This window comes from Hydrogenothermus marinus, from assembly GCF_003688665.1.
Classification (GTDB): domain Bacteria; phylum Aquificota; class Aquificia; order Aquificales; family Hydrogenothermaceae; genus Hydrogenothermus; species Hydrogenothermus marinus.
In genome coordinates, this window is the sequence record NZ_REFO01000012.1 from 35,841 (window position 1) to 56,247 (window position 20,407).

Genomic DNA, 20,407 nt, shown 5'->3' on the forward strand with positions numbered 1-20,407 from the left:
TTTTTATTTTTGCTTTTTTATCTTATATTTGGGGAGTTTTAACTAAATCTTTTCTCTTAGATTTTAATATTCCTTTAGTAGTCATTTTATTGCTCATTTTAGTTTCTGTTGTATTGAAAAATAAATTAGGTTTCATATTTACAGCCTTTTCTTTATTTGCTCTTGGATTTTATATGGCAAGTTCTTCTAACCTTAAAATAAATATCAAAAATCCTGTATTTTTAGAATGCAAAGTAATATCATTTCCTGAAAAATACTACAAAAATTTTTTATCTGATTGTAAAGTTTTAAATTCTAATAATAAAAATCTTATAAATAAAGAAGTTAAATTAATTTCCAATAAAAAATTATTTTTTTTGAGTAATGTTTATATACTTGGTAAAGCTTCTATAAAACATAATAAAATTTTTGTGAAAGTAGTCAATCTAAAAGAAGAGAAAAATAAATTTTTAAGTCCTATTTTAAGTTTTAGAGATTACTTAATAAAAAATTTTAAAGAAAATAGTCTTAATTACATTAGTTTTTCAATTGGAAACGCACTTATATTTGGAGATAGGTCTTATATTCCTCAAAATATAAAAAAAGCCTTTATAAATACAGGATTAATCCATCTTCTTGCTATAAGTGGCCTTCATATTGGTCTTTTAATTTTTATTTTGCTTTTTATTTTTTCTTTTTGGGACAAAAGAAAATCATATTTAATAACAATTTTATTTTTGATTTTTTATCCAGTAATAACTGCTTTCCATATTCCTGTTTTTAGGGCATCATTAATGGGAATTTTATACTTATATGGAAAATTTAAATATTTAGCTATAAATCCAATGAATATTTTGTTTTTTGTAGCATTTATATCTGCTTTAATCTATCCTGAAGTAATATTTTCTGTAGGCTTTCAACTTTCATTTATTGCAGTTTTTGGATTAATCCTTTCCAGAAAATATATTGAAATTGATATTAAAAACAAATTTTTAAAATTTTTTATAACTTCAATGCTACTTTCATTTTTTGCAGTTTTATGGACTACACCTTTAATAATTTTTTATTTTCATCAGTTTTCTCCAACATCAATATTTGCAACAACTTTTGAGATGTTTTTATTAATTCCATATCTTTTTTTATCTGTTTTAAATATGTTTTCATTATTTTTAATAAAGCCTCTAATAAATATAATGGATTTTATAGGATTAAAATTTATAGAACTTGCTAAGCTTTTTGATTCATTAAAGATTATGGCTTCAAACTTAGATTTAAATCTTATTGAAGTTCTGACTTATTATATTTTACTTGGATTTATAACTATAAATTCTAAAATCAAAATTATTTATAAGTACATCTTGTTTTTTATTTTATTTTCCTTTTTATTTGTTATGTCTAAAATTTAACCACCAAAAAAATGCTTATATAAAATATAAGCTGCTATAAATATAGATACTGTTAGTAATATTTGGATTATTATTCTTATTGTAAATTTTAAAACTTTTAAAATAACAGTTAATAATATTATAGCTATTACTGTAAGAACCAAATCACCGGTTCCATTTTCCATTAAAAATTTCATATTATCAGGTAGATATTTTTTTATTTCTTGTTTTGTTTGCTCTTTTAATTTTGATAAATTTTTTTCTACTTTATTTATATATTCTTGAGGATTATTTGTTATATCATATATAGGGTTAGAAATTTCATTAGAATTTTTTTCTGCCATCTTATTACCCCTCTATCTTTTTCCATTTTCCTTTTTTGAAAATATACCATATTATGAAAGCTTTTATAAAAGTTTCAGCTATTATTATTAAATAAACATAAATTAAATTTTTAAAAAATAAAGTTAAAATTAAAGATGGAATTATTCTAAATAACCATAAGCTTCCTGTATTTACAAACATAGCAATTTTTGTAGCTCCTGCTCCTCTTAATGCACCACTTAAAACAAAATCTATTGCAAGAGGAAATTGAGAAACTGCAACTACTTTTAGATATAAAGATGCTTCTTTTACTGTTTTTGGGTCTTGTGTAAATATTGAAATAAAAATTTCAGGATAAAAAAACATAAAAATTCCTATAAATTGCATAATTAAACCTGAAATAATAGCTGATTTGATACCTAATCTATAAGCTTTATCAAGATTTCCTTCACCAATAGATTGACCTACAAGAGTCATAGCTGCTATAGAAAATCCAAATCCTATCATAAAAGCAAGTCCTTCTACCCTAAGACCTATCTGATAACCTGCAAGAACATAAGTACCATACTGAGCAATTATCCAGATAAAAAACATAAAAGATATACTACTTACAAATCTTTCAATTCCTGTTGGTATTCCAAGTTTTAAACTTCTTTTGGCAATATCTTTACTAAAAGAAAAACTGATTTTAAATAAATTTTTATAAAAAATAAGAAAAATATAAATTAATACTTCAAATATATCAGCAATTGTAGTTGCTATTGAAGCTCCTAAGATCTCAAGTCTTGGGAAACCTAAATTCCCAAGTACTAGACAGTAATCAAGAAAAGTATTTAATATATTACCAGCTATACCTATTAAAAGGGGTGTTTTTGTATCTCCAAACCCATTAGATGTAGAAGCAAAAACTGCTCCTGCAAATAAAAAAGGGAATGCTATAGCTTGTATATGCATATAGTCTGTTGCAGATTCTGTAAGCTGTTTATCTTTTCCAAATAAAAAGAAAAAATCATAGGCAAATACTAATACAAAAATAGCAACAAAGATAGAAAATATCAAAGCAAGAACAAGATTTACTGATATTACTTTTTCTAAATTTTGAAAATCTTTAGCTCCAAAAAATCTTGCTACAAGAGCATTTGTACTAACACTAAAAATAGTAATAAATGCATAAATAACCCATAAAAAATTCATACTAAGTCCAACAGCTGCTATAGCTACAGGCGATATTCTACCTACAAATATCATATCTACAAGAACCTGTAGCATATCAAGAAGATTATTTAAAGCTGCAGGAATTGCAATAATAAGAATCTTTTTTATATCAGAATTTAACATTTTTTAACTGCAACTAAATAGGCTTTTCTACCTTTTCTACCATCATTTCTTATTACATCTTTTTCTTGATAAAAAACCACATAAAAATCAATAAATAATCTTAAAAGCTCATTTTCTCTTAAATAAAAATCTTTTGTTTTAGATTCTTCATTTAAAACAAATGTTTCAAATATTATTACTCCATCTTTTTTTAATCCATCCTTTATCTTTGGAATTAAATTTCTATTTAGGAAATTAATATTTATTATCAGCTCATATCTATTTTCAGGTATTTGATAATTATCTAAATCAGCTACAATAGCATTTATATTAGGATTTTTTTCTTTTAGTTTATTGATAGCCACATCTGAAATATCTACTGCATCAACTTCAAAACCTTTTTCTTGCAGAAAAATAGAATTTCTACCAGTTCCACAGGCAATATCTAATGCTTTACCTTTTTTAGCTATATTATAAAAATCTTTTACAATTTGGGAAGGTTCTTCAGGTAATTTTTCTTCTAAATATTTTTTATTCCATCTTTTTTTATCTTCAAGCATCTGTAAATTCCTTTATAATTTTTTCATACTCATCTCTTAGTTTTAAGATTAGTTCTACTACCTCTCTAACAGCCCCTTCTCCTCCTTTCTTTTCTGTAATATATATACAGAAATTTTTCACATCTTCTACAGCATCAGCTACTGCTACAGGAAAACCCACTTTTTTTAAAACAGGAATATCTACTAAATCATCACCTATATATAAAATCTCTTCATCTTTTAATGAATATTTTTCTTTTATATTATTATAAGTATCTATCTTTTTTCTTTTACCTTGAAAAACCTCATTAATTTTTAGTTCATTTGCTCTTCTTTCTACCATAGGAGAGTTTCTTCCTGTAATAATCCCTGTTTTTATTCCTGCCTTATGTAAAAGTCCTATAGCAAGGCCATCTTTTATATTAAAGGATTTTAGTTCATTTCCTTTAGAATCATATATTACTTTACCATCAGTTAATACTCCATCTACATCCATAAGAAACATCTTGATTTTTAAAGCTTTTTCTTTTAACATTCTGTTGACACCTGTCAAGTTTATGATATATATTAGTTTACAGGAAAAAAAGAGCTTACAAATAAAAAAGGGCACCTAAAAGGTGCCCAAAAGCGTAAATTGGTAGGTACGGCAAAACCTTTAGGAGGGTAGCCATGGATATATATTATATACGAATTTCCTAATATTTCAAGTTTTATATTTTTATACAAATAAATATGAGGTAATGTATGAATTACAAAGATAGATTGGAAACCTTAATCAAAGAAAGAGCATTAAAGATAGCAGATAAACCTATTTTTAAACTTTCTTCTGGAAAAATGAGTACATATTATATGGATTTAAGAACTATTACCCTTGATCCTGAAGGTGGTTATATTATAGGTAATATTATTTATGAAATGATTAAAGATAAAAATCCTGATGCTATTGGTGGCTTAACCCTTGGAGCAGATCCAATATCTTATGCCACTGCATTAGTTTCTTATTTAAATAAAAATCCAATAAAACCTTTTGTAGTCAGAAAAGAACCAAAAGGACATGGTACAGGAAAACAGATAGAAGGGAACGTTAAAGAAGGAGATAATGTTTTTATTGTTGAGGATGTAGTAACAACTGCTGGTTCATCTTTAAAAGCAGCAAAAGTAGCAAAAGAAGCAGGATTAAATGTTTTAGGTATAATAGCAATTGTTGATAGGGAAGAGGGAGGAGAAGAAAATATAAAAGAAGAAGGGTTTAACTTTTATCCTCTTTTTAAAATTTCCCAATTTCTTAATAAGCAGGATGTTTAATAAACCAAAATACTATTACTGCAATAAAGCTTCCTATTAAGGTTAAATAGGAGGCTTTTTTCCCTGTCTTATGTTTAATTATTCTAAAATGAAGTAAAATACCATAAAAAATCCATAAAATAAATAAAGCTATCTGTTTTTGATCCCATAGCCAATGTTTACCAAGATAAACACTTGACCAAACAAAAGAAGCTATTAAGCTTAAACTTAAAAAGATAAATGCAAGAACATTAGTTTTATACTCTATATCTTGAAGAGTAAACAAAGAAGATGAAAATTTAGAAACAAAAAAAGAATTTAAATTTTTCTTTTTCAAACTTCTTTCTGTAAGAATATATATAATCGCAGATATAGTTGCTACTATAATAAATGCATAAGCAAGTACAGAAAAGATAATATGTAAATAAAACCATAAATTATTATGTATTTGCTCTATTTTTTCAGTATTAGGTAAAACTAAAGCTATTAAAAAAGCATTTATAGGTGCAAAAATAGATCCAAGTTCTTTTAGCTGTTTATATTTAAAAGAAAATCCATAAAAAATAGATCCTATAATTAAAGCAAGTAAAAGAGGTAAATGCTTTGGAGATGCTAAAGCAAAACCTTTATATAAATAGTCAGAAATCCCTGTATAAATTATCTGAAGTAAAAAAGCTATCCCAAAAAAAGCAAACCCAATTTTTAAGCTAACTTTCTTTTTTGTATATATATATACCCAAAATCCAATTGAAGAAGCAAAATAAGAAATAAGTATAAAAAGCAGTATTGCCTTCATTTTTCCACTCTATTATTTGTTATTATATTAATAATAATAACAAAAAGTAGGTTTTAATTTTATGCTTTCTATTATAAAAAGTGGTGGAGTTTTAGGAATAGATGGATATATAGTTGATGTAGAAGTTTCTTTGTCTAAAGGACTTCCTCAATTTTTAACTGTAGGACTTCCAGATACTGCAGTTAAAGAAAGTAAAGAAAGAGTAAAATCAGCAATTACAAATTCAGGATTTAATTTCCCTTCTAAGAAGATAGTTGTAAATCTTGCACCGGCAGATATTCAAAAACAAGGAACTTTGTATGATCTTCCAATTGCAATAGGAATTTTAAATAATACAGGAATTATAAACTCAGATTTAGAAAAAACAGCATTTATTGGTGAGCTTGCTTTAGATGGAAAATTAAGAAAAGTAAAAGGGGTATTACCAATAGCATTAAAACTAAAGGAAGAAGGTTTTGAGAGAATTATATTACCAGGAGAAAATGAAAATGAAGCAGGACTTGTAAAAGATTTAAAAGTTTATGGATTTAATCATCTAAAAGAGATAGTAGACTTTTTAAATGGAAATATATCTAAAAATCCAGTAAAAATTGATATAGATTCTATTTTTAATATAGAAGAAAATTCTTTACTTGATTTTAAAGATGTAAAAGGGCAATACTCTGTAAAAAAAGCTTTAGAAATAGCTGCAGCAGGTTTTCATAATCTTTTAATGATAGGTTCGCCAGGAAGTGGAAAAACAATGCTTGCAAGAAGATTTATAAGTATATTACCACCTCTTACCTTTGAAGAAGCTATAGAAACAACTAAAATACATAGTGTAGCAGGAGAGTTAAATGATTTTATAATAAGAACTAGACCATTTATAGAAGCTCACCATACAGCTTCTGATGTTTCAATCATAGGTGGTGGAACTATACCAAAACCGGGACTTGTAAGTTTAGCTCATAATGGAGTTTTATTCTTAGATGAACTTCCTGAATTTAAAAGAAATGTTTTAGAAGTTTTAAGGCAACCTCTTGAAGATAAAAAAGTATCTGTTTCAAGGGCATCTGGTAAATTTGAATTTCCTGCAAACTTTCAGCTTATAGCGGCAGCCAATCCTTGTCCTTGTGGATATAAAACAGATCCTTATAAAGAATGTACATGTAGTCAAAATCAGATAAAAAGATATTTAGGAAAAATTTCAGGACCTTTACTTGATAGAATAGATATTCTTGTAAATGTAATGCCTGTAAAAACAGAAGATTTATCTAAAAAAGAAGAAGGAGAATCTTCTAAAAATATAAGAGAAAGAGTTTTAAAAGCGGTAGAAATTCAAAAAGAAAGATTTAAAGATTTACCAATTAATTTTAACTCTCAAATGAGTTCATCAATGGTTGATAAATTTGTAAATCTTAAACCAGAAGCTGAAAATATTTTAAAAACATATATAAATAGATATAAGCTTACTGCAAGATCTTATTATAAGATTTTAAAAGTTTCAAGAACATTAGCAGACCTTGAAAATAAAAATCAAGTTGAAACAAAGCATATAATAGAAGCTATAAATTATAAAGTTAGTGAAGATATATTTTCATAGAGGCAAAAATGCTATTAAAAGGGAAAATATTAATAATATCTGGAATAGTGCTACTTCTATTAAGTTTATATGGAAAAGATCCTTTAATTAAAGAAGCTAAAAATTATACAGATAATGTAATAAAGAAAACACTTACAGCATATGTAGTCATAAGAGGTATAAATGCAGGTGTTTCTGTAATAAAAGAAAGTGAAATAAATTTACCAATAGTTTCAATAGCTGCAGGCCAAGTTCTTGATCCTATAGATGATATTACAGAGAGAACTTCTTTTATTCTTATGATAGCTTTTATATCTCTTGGTATCCAAGAAATTTTCCTTGAATTTTTTCCAAATTTATTTTTATATTTTTTAGGTATTTTACTATTTATTTTAGGAATACTTTATATATTAAAAATAAAAATACCAAAATTTTTACTTAGTCTTACTTTGGCTTTTCTGATTATTAGATTTTTTATCCCGATTTTAATGATAAGTACTGAAATTGTATACAATAATTACATAAAACCAGCTATAAATGAAAAAGTAACATATCTTAATGATTGGAACAAAAAATTAGAATTAAAAGAAAATTTGGAAACTTCCCAAATAAATCAAATAAATAAAGAAACTGAAAAAAAGGAAAATATATTTTCTTACTTTAAAGAAAAGATTAAAAGCTTTAAAACAAGTATTTGTAAAAAAATTGATAACGTAGAAAATAAAATTAAAAAGATTAAAAAATTAACAAACGAGATAAAAGAAAAGTCAGATAAAATAGTTGAAAGTATACTTTATTTAGCATTATATTTTGTTTTTCAAACAATAATTATTCCTATATCTATCCTATGGATAACGCTTTGGTCTATTAAATATATATTTATTAGCTTCCAGCAAGGATAAAACCTTAACTGGAAGCTTAATTTTTACTCGCCTTTTAACTGTTTTATAAATGAAGTTATATCTTCTTGAAGAGCTACAAGATCTTCTTCATGCTCTACTTCATCTTCTAAAATCTGCTTTACAATATCATAAGTTACAATATCTTTTCCGTTTGTAATGTCTGCTATTTTACTATATATATCTATTGCACATCTTTCACCTTCTATTGCATCTTCTAATATTTTTAGAACATCAAAATCAGTAGGGGTGATATAACCACAATTTGTTTGCTCTAACCAATCCTTAGGATTTAATAGAGGCGTTCCACCAAGTTGAATAATTCTATCAGCAAGAAGTCCTGCATGTCTTAACTCATCTGCTGCATGTTGATTTAACTCTGCTATAACTGCATCTTTCATAATACCTTTTATTACTTTTGCTTCAATGTAGTACTGGTAATAAGCAAGCCATTCATCAGCATAAGCTTTGTTTAGAAGTTTAATTAATTCATCAACATCTAATCCTCTTATGATTGAAATTCCTTTTTGTGCCATTTTTTCTATCCTCCAAATATATTTATTAATAATAATTATTAATATTAATTATTATTAACGAAAAAGTCAATACTTTTAATCAAAGATTGTTTTAAAATTCTGAAAAATATAAAAATTAATCCGGATAAAATTATTTTTAATAATTTTAAGCATCTTTATGTTTAATCTCCGCTTATCTATTATTTTTATTAAATATAAAGTTTCTTCTTTGAGAGTCAATAAAAAAATAATTAACAAGGAAGAAAAATTAGATATGTTCAAAGCCTTTTTCTTTTAATTTCTTATTATCTAAATATATACCTTCTCCTTTTTCTACTATTCCTATTAAGAACTCATTTTTAAAATGGATTATATCTTCTTTTTTTATTGTAAATGCAAGCTGATAATCCTCTCCACCATATAAAATATAATCATAAGGATTTTTATTGTATTTTTTGCAATATTTTTCTAAATCTGCAGATATAGGAATTTTTTCTTTTTCTAAAATTATTTTTACTTTACTATTTTCTGATATATGTCCTAAATCTCCAACAAGGCCATCACTAATATCTATGCAAGCTGTTGCATATCTTGATATTTTCTCTTGTAAATCTATTCTTGCTACTGGCTCAAGATGGGTTTTTATAAGTCTTTTCTCAAAATCTTCATAATCTTTTTTATCCATTAATAAAAGTTCAAGTCCTGCCCTTGATAGTCCTGTATGTCCTGATATAAAAACATAATCTCCTGGTTTTGCTCCTGATCTTGATACAAATTTTTCAGTTTCTCCTGTTAAAAACAAATCAAATATTATTTCCGAAGAAGAAGAAGTGTTTCCACCAATAATATCAAATTTATAAAAATCTAAAGCTTTTTTTATTCCTTCATATACTTCTTTAAGCCATTTTATATTAATATTTTTAGGAACTGCTATAGAAATAACTGCCCATTTTGGAACTCCTCCACAAGCTACAACATCACTTACATTTACAGATATGAGTTTCCAGCCAAGTTGGGTAGGTTTAACTTTATCTTTTAGAAAATGCACATTTTCTATCTGTATATCTGCTGTAAAAACTAATTTCTTACTTTCTACATTAACACAAGCACAATCATCTCCAAAACCAACTAAAACATTCTTATCTTTTATTTCTAATATCTTTGTAAGCTGTTTTATAAGTTGGAACTCTCCTATATGTTTCATTGTTTTATATAAACCATTTCATCTTTATACCAACCCCAAACTGTAGGGAAAACATTTTTTAGTTTATTTCTTACTGCTATGAGTTCTTCTGGGGCGGCAATAAATATCATTGGTTGATATTCTCCTATTATTTTAAATGCTTTTTTGTAAAGCATATCTCTTTTTTTTGGATCTAGTTCAATAGCAGCTTTTTTAAAAAGATTATCTATTTCTGCTTCCCATTTTGTAGCTGGTTTTTTTTCATTTGGATACCACATATGAAGATGTCCTGATGAAAGCCATACATTTTGTCCAAAATATGGATCTAAAATTCCTGTAAGTCCTATTATCACTGCTTCAAAATCATGAGAACTCATAAGCTTTGAAACAAGATTATTAAAATCAAGAGTTTGGAAATTAACTTCTATTCCTATCTTTTTTAAATCATCTTTTAATATATTTCCAATAGATTCTCTTTCTTTATTTCCAGAATTAGTAATTAAAGTAAATTCCAGTTTATGTCCTTCTTTATCATATAAATAACCATCTTTACCTTCTTTAAATCCAATAGATATAAGTAGCTCTTTTGCTTTTTTTAAGTTATAAGGATATTTAGGATAGTAATTTTCATCAAACAATCTTCTGTTTGCAGGTGTTACTGCAGTATATATTGGATAAGCAAGTCCATTATAAACAAGATTTATTATTCCTTTTCTATCTACCGCATAAGAAATAGCTTGTCTAAATTTTTTATTTTGAAACCATTTTAGTTTGTACTTAGGAATTGGTGCATTTGGATTTTGATTAAAAACTATAAAAGTTATTGCAGGGGTTGCTCCAAGATTATAGATTGTAAAATCTTTTTCTTTTGCTTTTGGTACAAGTTGTGGTAAGTCGGAAGGTCTTACTCCATATATATCTGTTTCTCCTGATAAAAATTTTATTAGCTGTACATCTGGATCAGATATTATTTGAGCTTTTATTTTTAATATATATGGAAGTTTTTGTCCTTTTTTATCTTTTTCCCAGTAAAGCTCATTTCTTTTATAAATAGCTATCTGTCCGGGTTTATATTCTACAAGTTTATATTTTCCAGTTCCTATTATATTTTTCGGGTCAGTATTTATATTCCAAGCAGATGGAAATGTTTTATTTTTTACATATTTTTCAAGAATATGTTTTGGAAGTATTGGCTGTCCTAGTGCTTGTAAAAATGGTGCAAAAGGTTTTGGAAGACTGAATTTAACTATTTTTTCACTTACTTTTTCTACTTTAAAAGGCTTTCCTGCAACTGTTAAAACATCTTTGGCAGATGTTGGAATATCTGGATTATAATAAATTTCATTATAAGTAAATACTATATCATCTGCAGTTACTGGCTTTCCATCAAACCAGTAAGCATTCTTTCTAATATAAAAATACCAAACAGTTCCATCTTTGTTTCTTTCCCATTTTTCTGCTAAATCTGGCTTAGGTAAAAGAGTTTTAATATCTGTTTTTGTAAGACCATTAAATAGATCTCCAATTACTGCAGTAGATGTTGTTTCTTGGGCCATTGCAGGATTAAATGTTTTAGGATCTCCTGATAAAGCTCTTTTTAATATTCCACCTTCTATTCCAATCTGAGGATTAAATTTAGAAACATCTACTTTTTTTATTACATCATTTTTTATTTTTGAATCATCAGGAGTTACTAAATAAAAAGGAAGGAAAAATAAAACTATAGAAGAAAAAGCAAGAATAATATATTTTAAGCTATCCTTCATTTTTCAATTTATTAAACCATTCTACAAGCATTTGATATTGAGTATGAGTATTGTAAATATCAGTTTCCATAGGAGATTTAAAGAAAAATGCAAGTTCTTTTATTACTCCTTTCTGTCCTTTTTTCTTTGCAAAATTTAAAAATCTTGCTATATCAATTACAAGAGGAGCTGCTACAATAGCATCTATTGCATCCCAGGTAAAGTAAAATTTCATTTTTGTACCTAAGAATCCTTCATAATGGATAAAATCAAAAGCAGTTTTATTATCTTTTAAAGATGGAAAAAAGTTTATTTCTGTTATTGTATAAGGATAATAACCAAGAATTTTACCTATAACTTTATCCTTAGATACTATTTTGCTTTCTTTATTTTCTTTATGAGCTAAAACTTTACCATCTAAATCACCAAGAATATTATATCCCATCCAACCTAAAACTTTTAAATTCCTATATGCAAACATAGGAGCTAAAGTTGTTTTTACAAGAGTTTCTCCAGTTTTTCCATCATTGCCTGCATGTGGAACATTATTTTCTTCTGCAAGCTGTTTTAATGCTTGGATATTAGAACCTATACTTGGAGTAAAATTAGCATAAGGTATTTTATTTTTTAAACAAACATAAGCATAAAGCATAGATGCAGTAAATTTTTCTTTTTTATTTTCTTTTATTGCTTTTTCAAAATTTTCTATATTTCCATGAATATTTTCATCATATTCTATAGTAGGCTCTGTAGATGCTACATTTATAGCTACTGTTTCTTCATCTTTAAACTCTAATAAATCTTTTTCTAGTTTATCTACTATCTCTTCTAAAGAAAGATTTTCATTCTCAAGACTTTCTATAGGTTTTAGTTCTTCTAAAACACCTTCTCCACAGTTTAAAGCAGTACCTTTTTTGGCTTTTATTTTTTCTAAATCTTCTTTTAACTGTTTTAAGATTCTATAATCAAAATGTTGGTTTTCTTCCCAGTGTTTGAATAACTCTTCATATAGATTACTTTCTATATTTCTTATATCATGTCCGCCAATTTCATCAAAACTTAAAGGAGAAAAATTTGCCAAACCTTCAAAATCTGGAAGTTCGCTTACAAGCCCTGTTTTTTCTGAAATTCCTTTTTCAATTGCTTTATTTCCAGCAATTGCAGTAGTTCCAACTATTCCATAAATACCGAAAAGCCATAATTTCATTTAGAGTTTTCTCCTGTTTTTGTTTTATTTAAAAATAATGAGTAATATAAACTATTCTAATATACATTGTCAAACTTGGTAAACTTGGAAGCTCTTTATACTAACTTAGCAATAAAATAAGAGGCAATACTTAAATATATGAAAATTCCTAAAATATCATTAATAGTTAATACTATAGGTCCTGTTGCAAAAGATGGATCCTTTTTCATATATTTTAAAATTACAGGAATTAAACCTCCTAAAAAAGATGCAAATAATATATTAATAAACAAAGCAACAGCTACAATAATTCCTACTGCATGATTTGTAAGCCACAAGAAAGATATAAATCCAACTATAAAACTTAAAAATAAGCCAAGTACAATAGAAATCTTTATTTCCCTCACTATATAAATAAAAATATCTTTTAAGTTTTCACCTATTTTCCCTGTAATTAATCCTCTTGCTGTGATAATTGCAGATTGAGAGCTTATATTTCCACTAACGGCAGCAACTAATGGAAGGAAAAATACTATAGGTAATGCTTTATAAATTGTTATTTTAAATAAACTTATGATAAAAGCAGTAAAAAGTTCTCCTACGGTTGTTACAATTAGCCAAGGAGCTCTTAATTTTGCAATTTTAAGTATTTTATTTTCATAAAATAGTTCTTCCTCATGAGCTCCTGCCATTTTGAAAAATTCTTCAGTAGTTTTTTCTGATAAAGCATCTATAATTTCATCTATGTATATTACGCCAATTAATTTATCTTCTTCATCAATTACAGGAACTACATATATATCATAACTTTTAAATATTTCTATCAGTTCATCTAATGGACTATTTACATATACAGATATTACATTTCTTGTCATTATATCTTTTATTTGTGTATTTTCTGAGACAGTAAGAAGTTCTTTTAAAGAAACAACGCCAGTTAATCTTCCTTTTTCATCAATTGCATATATATATATAATTTCAATATCTTTATCTTTAAACTCTTTAATTAATTCTAATGCATCTTTAACAGTTTTATTATCTTCAATAGCTATAAAATCTTCATTTATAAGATGTGCAATAGTTTCTTCACCATAAGATATATATTTTTCTAATTCTGCTCTTTTTTCCTCTTCTAATTTTGATAAAAGTTGTTGTTGAACAGATTTAGGAAGTTTATCTATTATTTTTGCTATTTCACCTGGAGAAAAAGTTAAAAGTACTTTTACTGTATCTTCTGATGGTAGATTTCTTAAAATCTCTATCTGTACATCTTCATCAAGGTCATATAAAACATCAGAAGCTTTTTCTAAATCTACACTTAAAAGGACTTTAAAAGCTTTTATTCTTTCTTGTGGAGATAAATATTTAAATACATAAACAATATCTCCTTTTAAAACCTTCTCTAATAATCTTTTTAAAGAATAGGTATCACCTTTATTTATAAGCTGTTTTATAGTTTCTTTTAAAATTTCTAAACTTGGAGTCATAAAGTTATTATACCAAGGATTTTAGAGCTATGATAAAATTTATACTTTAAAAATTTTGTAGGTAGTTTAAATTGAGTCTTTATCTTATTTATATTTTAACAATTTTAATAGGTATTTATGCAGTATATATGAATGCCCCAGTTTTATTCAAAATAAATCCTTTTGAAAATGAGCTTGCAATGGCTAAATTTTTTGCTTCTTTTTTTCCAACAGTTGTTGGAATTTTTATGATCTATTTTGGTGTATATAGTATATATAACCTTTATAAAAAAAGGAAGAATAATTGATAGAGCTGTTAATATTTATTTTAGCTATCTACATTATATTTTGGGAGTTTTATCCATATAAAATCTTAAGATTGAAAGAAAATGGTTTATTAGAAGATAAATTCCCAAATGTAAATCTGAAAAAATATAAAGTAATAGCCCATATCCATACTCAGTTTTCTTTTGATTCCTTAGGTAAACCTTCTGATATAAAAAAAGCAATGGAAATTAACAATATAGATTTTGTTTTTGTTACAGATCATAACAATGATGATTATAAATATTTTGAAGATAATAAGATTTTTGCAGGAATTGAGATAAATACAGAAAATGGAAGACTTCTAAAACTTGGAAATATCCTTCCTGTAATATCTCATCCAAACAACTTTGAGTTTGAGCATTATAAATGGAAAGGAGATTTTAAAGAAGGTTATTTATATGAACTTATTGATATAAAGGATATGGTTGTATGGAGTAAGTTAAAAACAGGTTTAAAACTTCTTAAAAATATACTTATATATCCTTTTACACTAAATGTAATAAGAAAATGGAATGCATTAATTCCACTTGAAAAATGGATTGATTTATATTGGGAAAGAGCATCTCACTTAAAAATAATTGGAGGTTTAGACTTACATATAAAATTTGTTTATCAAGAGCATACCCATGGAATATTAATTCCTTCTTATAAATCAGGTTTCAAATGGCTTGTAAATTATATAATCACTGATAAAGAGATAAAAACTAAAGAAGAAGTATTACAAGAACTTAAAAAAGGTAGAAGTTTTTTAGTTTTAAATCATAAATTTGGTGATATATTTATAAAAAATAATAATAAATTTTATTTTTTAGGAGATGAAATTCCTGAAAAAGCCATTTTTTTTGTAAAATTTAAAGACAAAAAATTAGTTAAAATACTAAAAAAAGATAATAAACCAATATTAATTACAGAAAAAAATCAATTTTCTTATAAACTAAACGAAAAAGGTAAATATCATCTGGAAGTTTATGAGTATGATTTTAAAATATTTAATTTTTATTTTGGATTTAGACCTACAGGAATTACAAACTGGATAGAGGTTAAATGAGTAAAGATTGGCAATTAAAACTAAAATGGAATATAAAATTATTTAGATTTATTAACAATAAAAGATCTAAATTCTTAGACAAATTTTATAAAAAGTTTTTTTTACTTGGGAAAAGTTATTCTTTAATTTTATTTTTACCTATTTTTTATTATTTTGGAAAACTTAATGCTATTTATCAGCTTATTATTGCTTTATTAATTACTGGTATAGTTATGCCAACTTTAAAATATATTTTTAGACATAAAAGGCCTGTTTCTCTTTTAGAAGATGTTTATCTTTTAGAACCTGTTAGTTTAAAAAGCTTTCCATCTGCAGATACTGCTTATGCTTTTACTTTATTTTCTGTTTCTTTATTTTTCTTTCCATTATGGGCAGTTTTTATTATGTTTATATATGCTTTACTGATAGCATTTGGAAGAATCTATATGGGAGCTCATTTTCCTATAGATGTTGTTGTTGGAGCTTTTATAGGTTTTATTTCAGGAATAATATCTCATCTGATTTTCCTATATATGATGTAAAATATATACTAAAAAAGAAGATGGAAAAGTATGGAAAATAAAAAATATATTTATATTTATGTTTTATCTGTTTCTGCCTTCTTATCAATATCTTTATTTGAAATATTAGTTGCAGTAGGAGTTTTATGGAGTTTTTATGACTTTTTTAAAGATAAAAAATTAGAAGGTTCTTTAAAAATTCCTTTAGTTTCTTTCATTGGGATAGCTTTAATTTCTACATTAATAAATTATCCAAAATTAATCAATAAAGCATTAGAAGAAGGACTTTTCCAGTTTTTATATTTTTTTAAAATAAATCCAGAAAGAAAATTTGTAAGAAATCTTGTATTTTTATTTATAGTTATTGGAGTTTTACTAATACCAGTTATACTTTATCATTTTTATAAAATTGGTGTTGTAAAACCTATTTGGGGGGGTTGGTTTGAAGTTGGTCAGTTTTACGCTTTTATGTCTATAATGGCTATTGGAATAGCTATATATTATCTGTCTAATAAGAATAAAAAGTTGGTCATGCTTTTTTCTCTTTTATTTATCTTTTTTATTACTATAGAAGTTTTATCTACAAGAAGATCGGCAATTTTAGCTTTAACTATATCTTTGTTAATATTTATTTTTGTTCTTTATAGAAATAAAATTATTAAAAAACAGATATTTTTTGCGATTAATAGCATTTTTTTAATTTCTTTAATATCAGGATATATATATCTTTCAAAAACTGATCCAAGATTCCAGATTTTAAATTATCTTATTACTCATCCAAATGAAATAAATTATCAAACCTTAAATAGATTAAGTAGTACAAGGGTTGATATTGGTTCTGATGCTATTAAGATCATTGAAAATGATATAAAAAACAAAAATATATTAAATCTTTTAATAGGTCATGGTATATGGTCTGGTGCTTATCTTCCCCATGAAAAAAGTCCTAAGGATTATGGTAAGTATGAATCCTTTATACTTTTATCTGAGTTTATTGAGATAGGACTTCTTGGAATTATAGCTGAAATAGCTATATTTTTTATATTTTTTAAGAAATTCATAAAAGCCAAAATAAAAAATAAAGAGGATATATTTGCTATATTACTTTTTATACCTTTATCTACCCATCTTTTAGGTGCTTTATTTACATTTTTCTGGGATGCTTTATTACCATTATATCTACTGCTATTTAAAATCGGGGAAAAAAGTTTAGAAGAAAGCTCCCAAAGGGAGCTTTGATATTATTTGATATTATGTAAGTCTGTTTCTTTGAGCGTTTGTAATAGATGTTGCTATGGAAATATCTCTTGGAAATTCTGTTCCTCTATCTGTTGTTCTTATTTCTAAATCTTCTGTTTCAAAATATTCTTTAATTAGTTTTATTGCTTTATCTATATCAAAATCTTTACAAGAAAAAATATCTATTGAAAAATATCTTTTTTCTGGAAATGTATGAATACTAATATGGCTTTCTGCTATAATTACAAATCCTGAAACACCCCAATCTTCAGGTTTATCTCCTCCATCATACTTGAAAACATAAGGAGGCATTATTTTCGTCATTCCTATTTCTGAAACTGTAGTTTCTAAGAACTCTGTAACTGCTTCAACACTTGCAAGTTTTTCATAATTTGCATTATAACCATCAACCATTAAATGTGGTCCAAATCCTATCAATCCATCAATCCTCCTAAGAATATAAATTTTGAAAATAAAATTATACCAATTTTTTAAAATTTAAAGGATGCTTTTTATCATTCAACAGTTACTGTCTTTGCTAAATTTCTTGGTTGATCTACATCTTTTCCAAGTAAGGTAGCAATATGATAAGAAAGAAGTTGCAAAGGGACAACAGTTAATATTGGATATAATTCATCTTCTGTTTTTGGTATATAGATAATATCATCTACAAGTTCTTTTATATTTTCATCCCCTTCTGTAGCTACTGCTATAAGTTTTCCTTTTCTTGCTTTTACTTCTTGAATATTTGAAATCATTTTTTCATAAAATTTATCCATAGGGGCCAAAGCAACAACAGGAAGTTTATCATCTATTAATGCTATAGGTCCATGTTTCATTTCACCTGCAGGATAACCTTCTGCATGGATATAAGATATCTCTTTTAATTTTAAAGCTCCTTCTAAAGCTATAGGATAATTTATATTTCTTCCTAAGAAAAGAAAATCTGATGCATTCATATATTTATAAGCTATATCTTTTATAGATTTTTCTTTTAATAAAATTTTTTCTATTTTAGAAGGTATTGATAAAATCTTCTGCTGTAAATCTTCATATAGATCTTTTGTTATAGTATTCTTTTTTAGTCCAAGTTCTAAAGCAAAAAGAAGTAGAACTATTAATTGGGCTGTAAATGTTTTTGTTGCTGCAACACCAATTTCTGGGCCACAGTAAGTATAAAGAGTATAATCTGCTTCTCTTGATAAAGAACTGCCAACTACATTTACAATACCAATAGTTTTAGCTCCTTCTTTTTGTGCATCTATTAATGCAAATCTGGTATCTGCAGTTTCTCCTGATTGACTTATTCCAATAATAACTGTTTTATCATTTATAATTTTATCTCTATATCTATATTCAGAAGCATAATCAACTTCAACTGGTATTTTTGCAAATTTTTCAATCCAAAATTTTCCAACTAATCCTGCATGATAAGAAGTACCACAAGCAATAATATAAATTCTATCTGCATTCACTACTGTATTGTATAAATCTTCATTTATCTGAGATGAAAAGCCTGATATTGTATCTGCTACGGTTCTTGGTTGTTCAAATATTTCTTTTTGCATAAAATGTTTATATCCTGCTTTTTCAGCAGCAGAAATATCCCAATTTACATGAAGTATATCCTTTTTTATTTTATTTCCATTTATATCATAAACTTCAACATTATCCTTTGTTATTACTGCTATCTCATCATCTTCAAGTATTATAAAATCTTTTGTATATTCTAAAACTGCAGGAATATCCGAAGCTATAAAGTTTTCATCTTTCCCAACACCAATTACTAATGGACTTCCTTTTTTTACAGCTATTATTTTATCAGGCTCATAAGAAGAGATTATTCCAAGAGCATAAGCTCCTTTTAATTTTTTGACTACATTTAGTATTGTTTCAAATAAGTTGCCATTATAAAATTCTTCAATAAGGTGAGCTACTACTTCTGTATCTGTTTGAGACCTAAATTTATATCCTTTTTCTTCTAACTCTTTCTTTAATTCTAAATAATTTTCTATTATTCCATTGTGTACAATAGCTATTGTTCCTGATTTACTTGTATGAGGATGAGCGTTTTCTATTGTAGGTTCTCCATGGGTTGCCCATCTTGAATGACCAAGACCAATATTTCCTTCTATCTTTTTATTCCATAATTTTTCTTGTAAATCTTTTATTTTTCCAACCTGTTTTTCTACAATTATTTTATCTTCTTCTCTATCAATAACTGCTATACCTGCAGAATCATAACCTCTATATTCAAGTCTTTGAAGTCCATAAAGTAAAACTGGTACTGCTTTTCTATTTCCAATATATCCAATTATTCCACACATCTTAATCTTGCCTCTAATATTAATCTTTTCATTTTTTCAACTGCTTTATCTAAACCTAGGAATACTGAATTTGCTATTATAGAATGGCCAATATTTAGTTCTTCAATCTCAAGAATCTGTGCTATTGGTTGAACATTTTCATAAGTTAATCCATGTCCTGCAAAAACAGATAAACCTTTTTCTTTTGCATAAATTGCTGCATCCTGAAGTCTTTTTAACTCTTTTAAAATATTTTCACCATAAGCATTTGCATATTCACCAGTATGAAGTTCTACTGCGTCTGCACCTGTTTCTAAGCTTGCATCTATCTGATCTTTTTCTGGGTCTATAAAAAGAGAAACTTTTATTCCATTATTTTTTAGTTCTTTTACAAAACTCCGTAGATAATCTAAAGTAGAAATTACATCTAAACCACCTTCTGTTGTTATTTCCTGTCTTTTTTCTGGAACTAAAGTAACCCTATCAACTTTTACATCTATTGCTATATTTTTCATTTCTTCAGTTGGAGCCATTTCAAGATTAATAGGAACTTCCTTTATTGTTGCTTTTAATCTAAGTAAATCTTCATCTTGAATATGCCTTCTATCTTCTCTTAAATGAAGGGTGATTTGATCTGCTCCATTTTTTATTGCAATGATTGCTCCATTAATTGGATCTGGTTCATAAGTTTTTCTTGCTTCTCTAATAGTTGCTATATGGTCTATATTTACTCCTAATTTCAATGGTTTTTTCCTCAAGTTTTTTTTATATTTTACGATTTAATAATTATATAATATTGAGTTTTGAA

General features: G+C 26.2%; 21 protein-coding genes. 8 read left to right on the forward strand and 13 right to left on the reverse strand.

The annotated features are described in order from the left end of the window. Nucleotides 1-89 precede the first annotated feature (89 nt). Nucleotides 90-1,385 carry a ComEC/Rec2 family competence protein gene (locus tag CLV39_RS05130; RefSeq protein ID WP_170145609.1) on the forward strand — a complete coding sequence of 432 codons (1,296 nt, stop codon included), beginning with the start codon at nt 90-92 and terminating at the stop codon, nt 1,383-1,385. On the opposite strand, the gene CLV39_RS05135 is transcribed toward CLV39_RS05130, so the two are convergent. From CLV39_RS05135 to CLV39_RS05150, 4 genes are read right to left on the reverse strand one after another with little or no spacing between them, the layout of a single operon-like run. Continuing rightward, entirely contained in the window at nt 1,382-1,708 is a 327-nt protein-coding gene (locus tag CLV39_RS05135; RefSeq protein WP_121923170.1) for a hypothetical protein, read from the reverse strand. The genes CLV39_RS05130 and CLV39_RS05135 overlap by 4 nt on opposite strands. A 4-nt stretch (nt 1,709-1,712) precedes the next feature. Beyond that, the gene (locus CLV39_RS05140) at nt 1,713-3,026 is read right to left on the reverse strand and encodes an MATE family efflux transporter (protein ID WP_121923171.1); all 1,314 of its coding nucleotides are present in this window, start codon (nt 3,024-3,026) and stop codon (nt 1,713-1,715) included. Further along, nucleotides 3,020-3,565, reverse strand: a complete 546-nt coding sequence (locus CLV39_RS05145) for a class I SAM-dependent methyltransferase (protein WP_121923172.1) — start codon at nt 3,563-3,565, stop codon at nt 3,020-3,022. The genes CLV39_RS05140 and CLV39_RS05145 overlap by 7 nt, the downstream gene beginning before the upstream one ends. Further along, nucleotides 3,558-4,079, reverse strand: a complete 522-nt coding sequence (locus CLV39_RS05150; RefSeq protein ID WP_121923173.1) for a KdsC family phosphatase — start codon at nt 4,077-4,079, stop codon at nt 3,558-3,560. Before CLV39_RS05150 ends, CLV39_RS05145 begins: the two co-directional genes overlap by 8 nt. 209 nt (nt 4,080-4,288) lie before the next feature. Between CLV39_RS05150 and pyrE the strand changes: the two genes are divergently transcribed. Beyond that, nucleotides 4,289-4,849, forward strand: coding sequence for an orotate phosphoribosyltransferase (gene pyrE, locus CLV39_RS05155; protein ID WP_121923174.1), 561 nt, complete (start codon nt 4,289-4,291; stop codon nt 4,847-4,849). On the opposite strand, the gene ccsA is transcribed toward pyrE, so the two are convergent. Beyond that, on the reverse strand, nt 4,830-5,624 hold the full coding sequence (gene ccsA, locus CLV39_RS05160) for a cytochrome c biogenesis protein CcsA (RefSeq protein WP_121923175.1): 795 nt from the start codon (nt 5,622-5,624) through the stop codon (nt 4,830-4,832). The two genes, pyrE and ccsA, sit on opposite strands and share 20 nt — an antisense overlap. 61 nt (nt 5,625-5,685) lie before the next feature. On the opposite strand from ccsA, the gene CLV39_RS05165 reads away from it, so the two are divergent. Beyond that, entirely contained in the window at nt 5,686-7,206 is a 1,521-nt protein-coding gene (locus tag CLV39_RS05165) for a YifB family Mg chelatase-like AAA ATPase (protein ID WP_121923176.1), read from the forward strand. A gap of 8 nt (nt 7,207-7,214) precedes the next feature. Then, nucleotides 7,215-8,087, forward strand: a complete 873-nt coding sequence (locus CLV39_RS05170; RefSeq protein ID WP_121923177.1) for a hypothetical protein — start codon at nt 7,215-7,217, stop codon at nt 8,085-8,087. A 23-nt stretch (nt 8,088-8,110) separates the two neighbouring features. Here the strand turns inward: CLV39_RS05170 and CLV39_RS05175 are convergent, their stop codons facing one another. The 5 genes from CLV39_RS05175 to mgtE all read right to left on the reverse strand — a co-directional run bounded on the left by CLV39_RS05175 (nt 8,111) and on the right by mgtE (nt 14,200). Further along, entirely contained in the window at nt 8,111-8,620 is a 510-nt protein-coding gene (locus tag CLV39_RS05175) for a ferritin-like domain-containing protein (protein WP_121923178.1), read from the reverse strand. Between the two features lie 247 nt (nt 8,621-8,867). Then, a complete protein-coding gene (gene thiL / locus CLV39_RS05180) occupies nt 8,868-9,803 on the reverse strand; it encodes a thiamine-phosphate kinase (protein ID WP_121923179.1) in 936 nt (311 codons plus the stop codon). Beyond that, on the reverse strand, nt 9,800-11,548 hold the full coding sequence (locus tag CLV39_RS05185; RefSeq protein WP_121923180.1) for an ABC transporter substrate-binding protein: 1,749 nt from the start codon (nt 11,546-11,548) through the stop codon (nt 9,800-9,802). The genes thiL and CLV39_RS05185 overlap by 4 nt, the downstream gene beginning before the upstream one ends. Next, nucleotides 11,538-12,734, reverse strand: a complete 1,197-nt coding sequence (locus CLV39_RS05190; protein WP_121923181.1) for an inositol-3-phosphate synthase — start codon at nt 12,732-12,734, stop codon at nt 11,538-11,540. The genes CLV39_RS05185 and CLV39_RS05190 overlap by 11 nt, the downstream gene beginning before the upstream one ends. A gap of 95 nt (nt 12,735-12,829) precedes the next feature. Continuing rightward, nucleotides 12,830-14,200, reverse strand: a complete 1,371-nt coding sequence (mgtE, locus tag CLV39_RS05195) for a magnesium transporter (RefSeq protein ID WP_121923182.1) — start codon at nt 14,198-14,200, stop codon at nt 12,830-12,832. Between the two features lie 71 nt (nt 14,201-14,271). On the opposite strand from mgtE, the gene CLV39_RS05200 reads away from it, so the two are divergent. Genes CLV39_RS05200 through CLV39_RS05215 form a run of 4 tightly spaced genes read left to right on the forward strand, consistent with a single transcriptional unit; the run spans nt 14,272 to nt 17,293 of the window. After that, nucleotides 14,272-14,487, forward strand: coding sequence for a hypothetical protein (locus CLV39_RS05200; RefSeq protein ID WP_121923183.1), 216 nt, complete (start codon nt 14,272-14,274; stop codon nt 14,485-14,487). Further along, the gene (locus tag CLV39_RS05205; protein ID WP_121923184.1) at nt 14,484-15,554 is read left to right on the forward strand and encodes a PHP domain-containing protein; all 1,071 of its coding nucleotides are present in this window, start codon (nt 14,484-14,486) and stop codon (nt 15,552-15,554) included. The genes CLV39_RS05200 and CLV39_RS05205 overlap by 4 nt, the downstream gene beginning before the upstream one ends. Further along, a complete protein-coding gene (locus tag CLV39_RS05210) occupies nt 15,551-16,075 on the forward strand; it encodes a phosphatase PAP2 family protein (RefSeq protein WP_121923185.1) in 525 nt (174 codons plus the stop codon). The genes CLV39_RS05205 and CLV39_RS05210 overlap by 4 nt, the downstream gene beginning before the upstream one ends. Nucleotides 16,076-16,105: 30 nt before the next feature. Next, nucleotides 16,106-17,293, forward strand: a complete 1,188-nt coding sequence (locus CLV39_RS05215; protein WP_121923186.1) for an O-antigen ligase family protein — start codon at nt 16,106-16,108, stop codon at nt 17,291-17,293. 12 nt (nt 17,294-17,305) lie between these two features. Here CLV39_RS05215 and speD read toward each other — a convergent pair whose 3' ends face one another. From speD to CLV39_RS05230, 3 genes are all read right to left on the reverse strand, one after another. Continuing rightward, the gene (gene speD / locus CLV39_RS05220) at nt 17,306-17,731 is read right to left on the reverse strand and encodes an adenosylmethionine decarboxylase (protein WP_121923187.1); all 426 of its coding nucleotides are present in this window, start codon (nt 17,729-17,731) and stop codon (nt 17,306-17,308) included. Nucleotides 17,732-17,808: 77 nt separating this feature from the next. Next, nucleotides 17,809-19,620, reverse strand: coding sequence for a glutamine--fructose-6-phosphate transaminase (isomerizing) (gene glmS / locus CLV39_RS05225; RefSeq protein ID WP_121923188.1), 1,812 nt, complete (start codon nt 19,618-19,620; stop codon nt 17,809-17,811). Then, the gene (locus CLV39_RS05230) at nt 19,608-20,342 is read right to left on the reverse strand and encodes a pyridoxine 5'-phosphate synthase (RefSeq protein ID WP_121923189.1); all 735 of its coding nucleotides are present in this window, start codon (nt 20,340-20,342) and stop codon (nt 19,608-19,610) included. Before CLV39_RS05230 ends, glmS begins: the two co-directional genes overlap by 13 nt. Nucleotides 20,343-20,407: the final 65 nt, after the last annotated feature.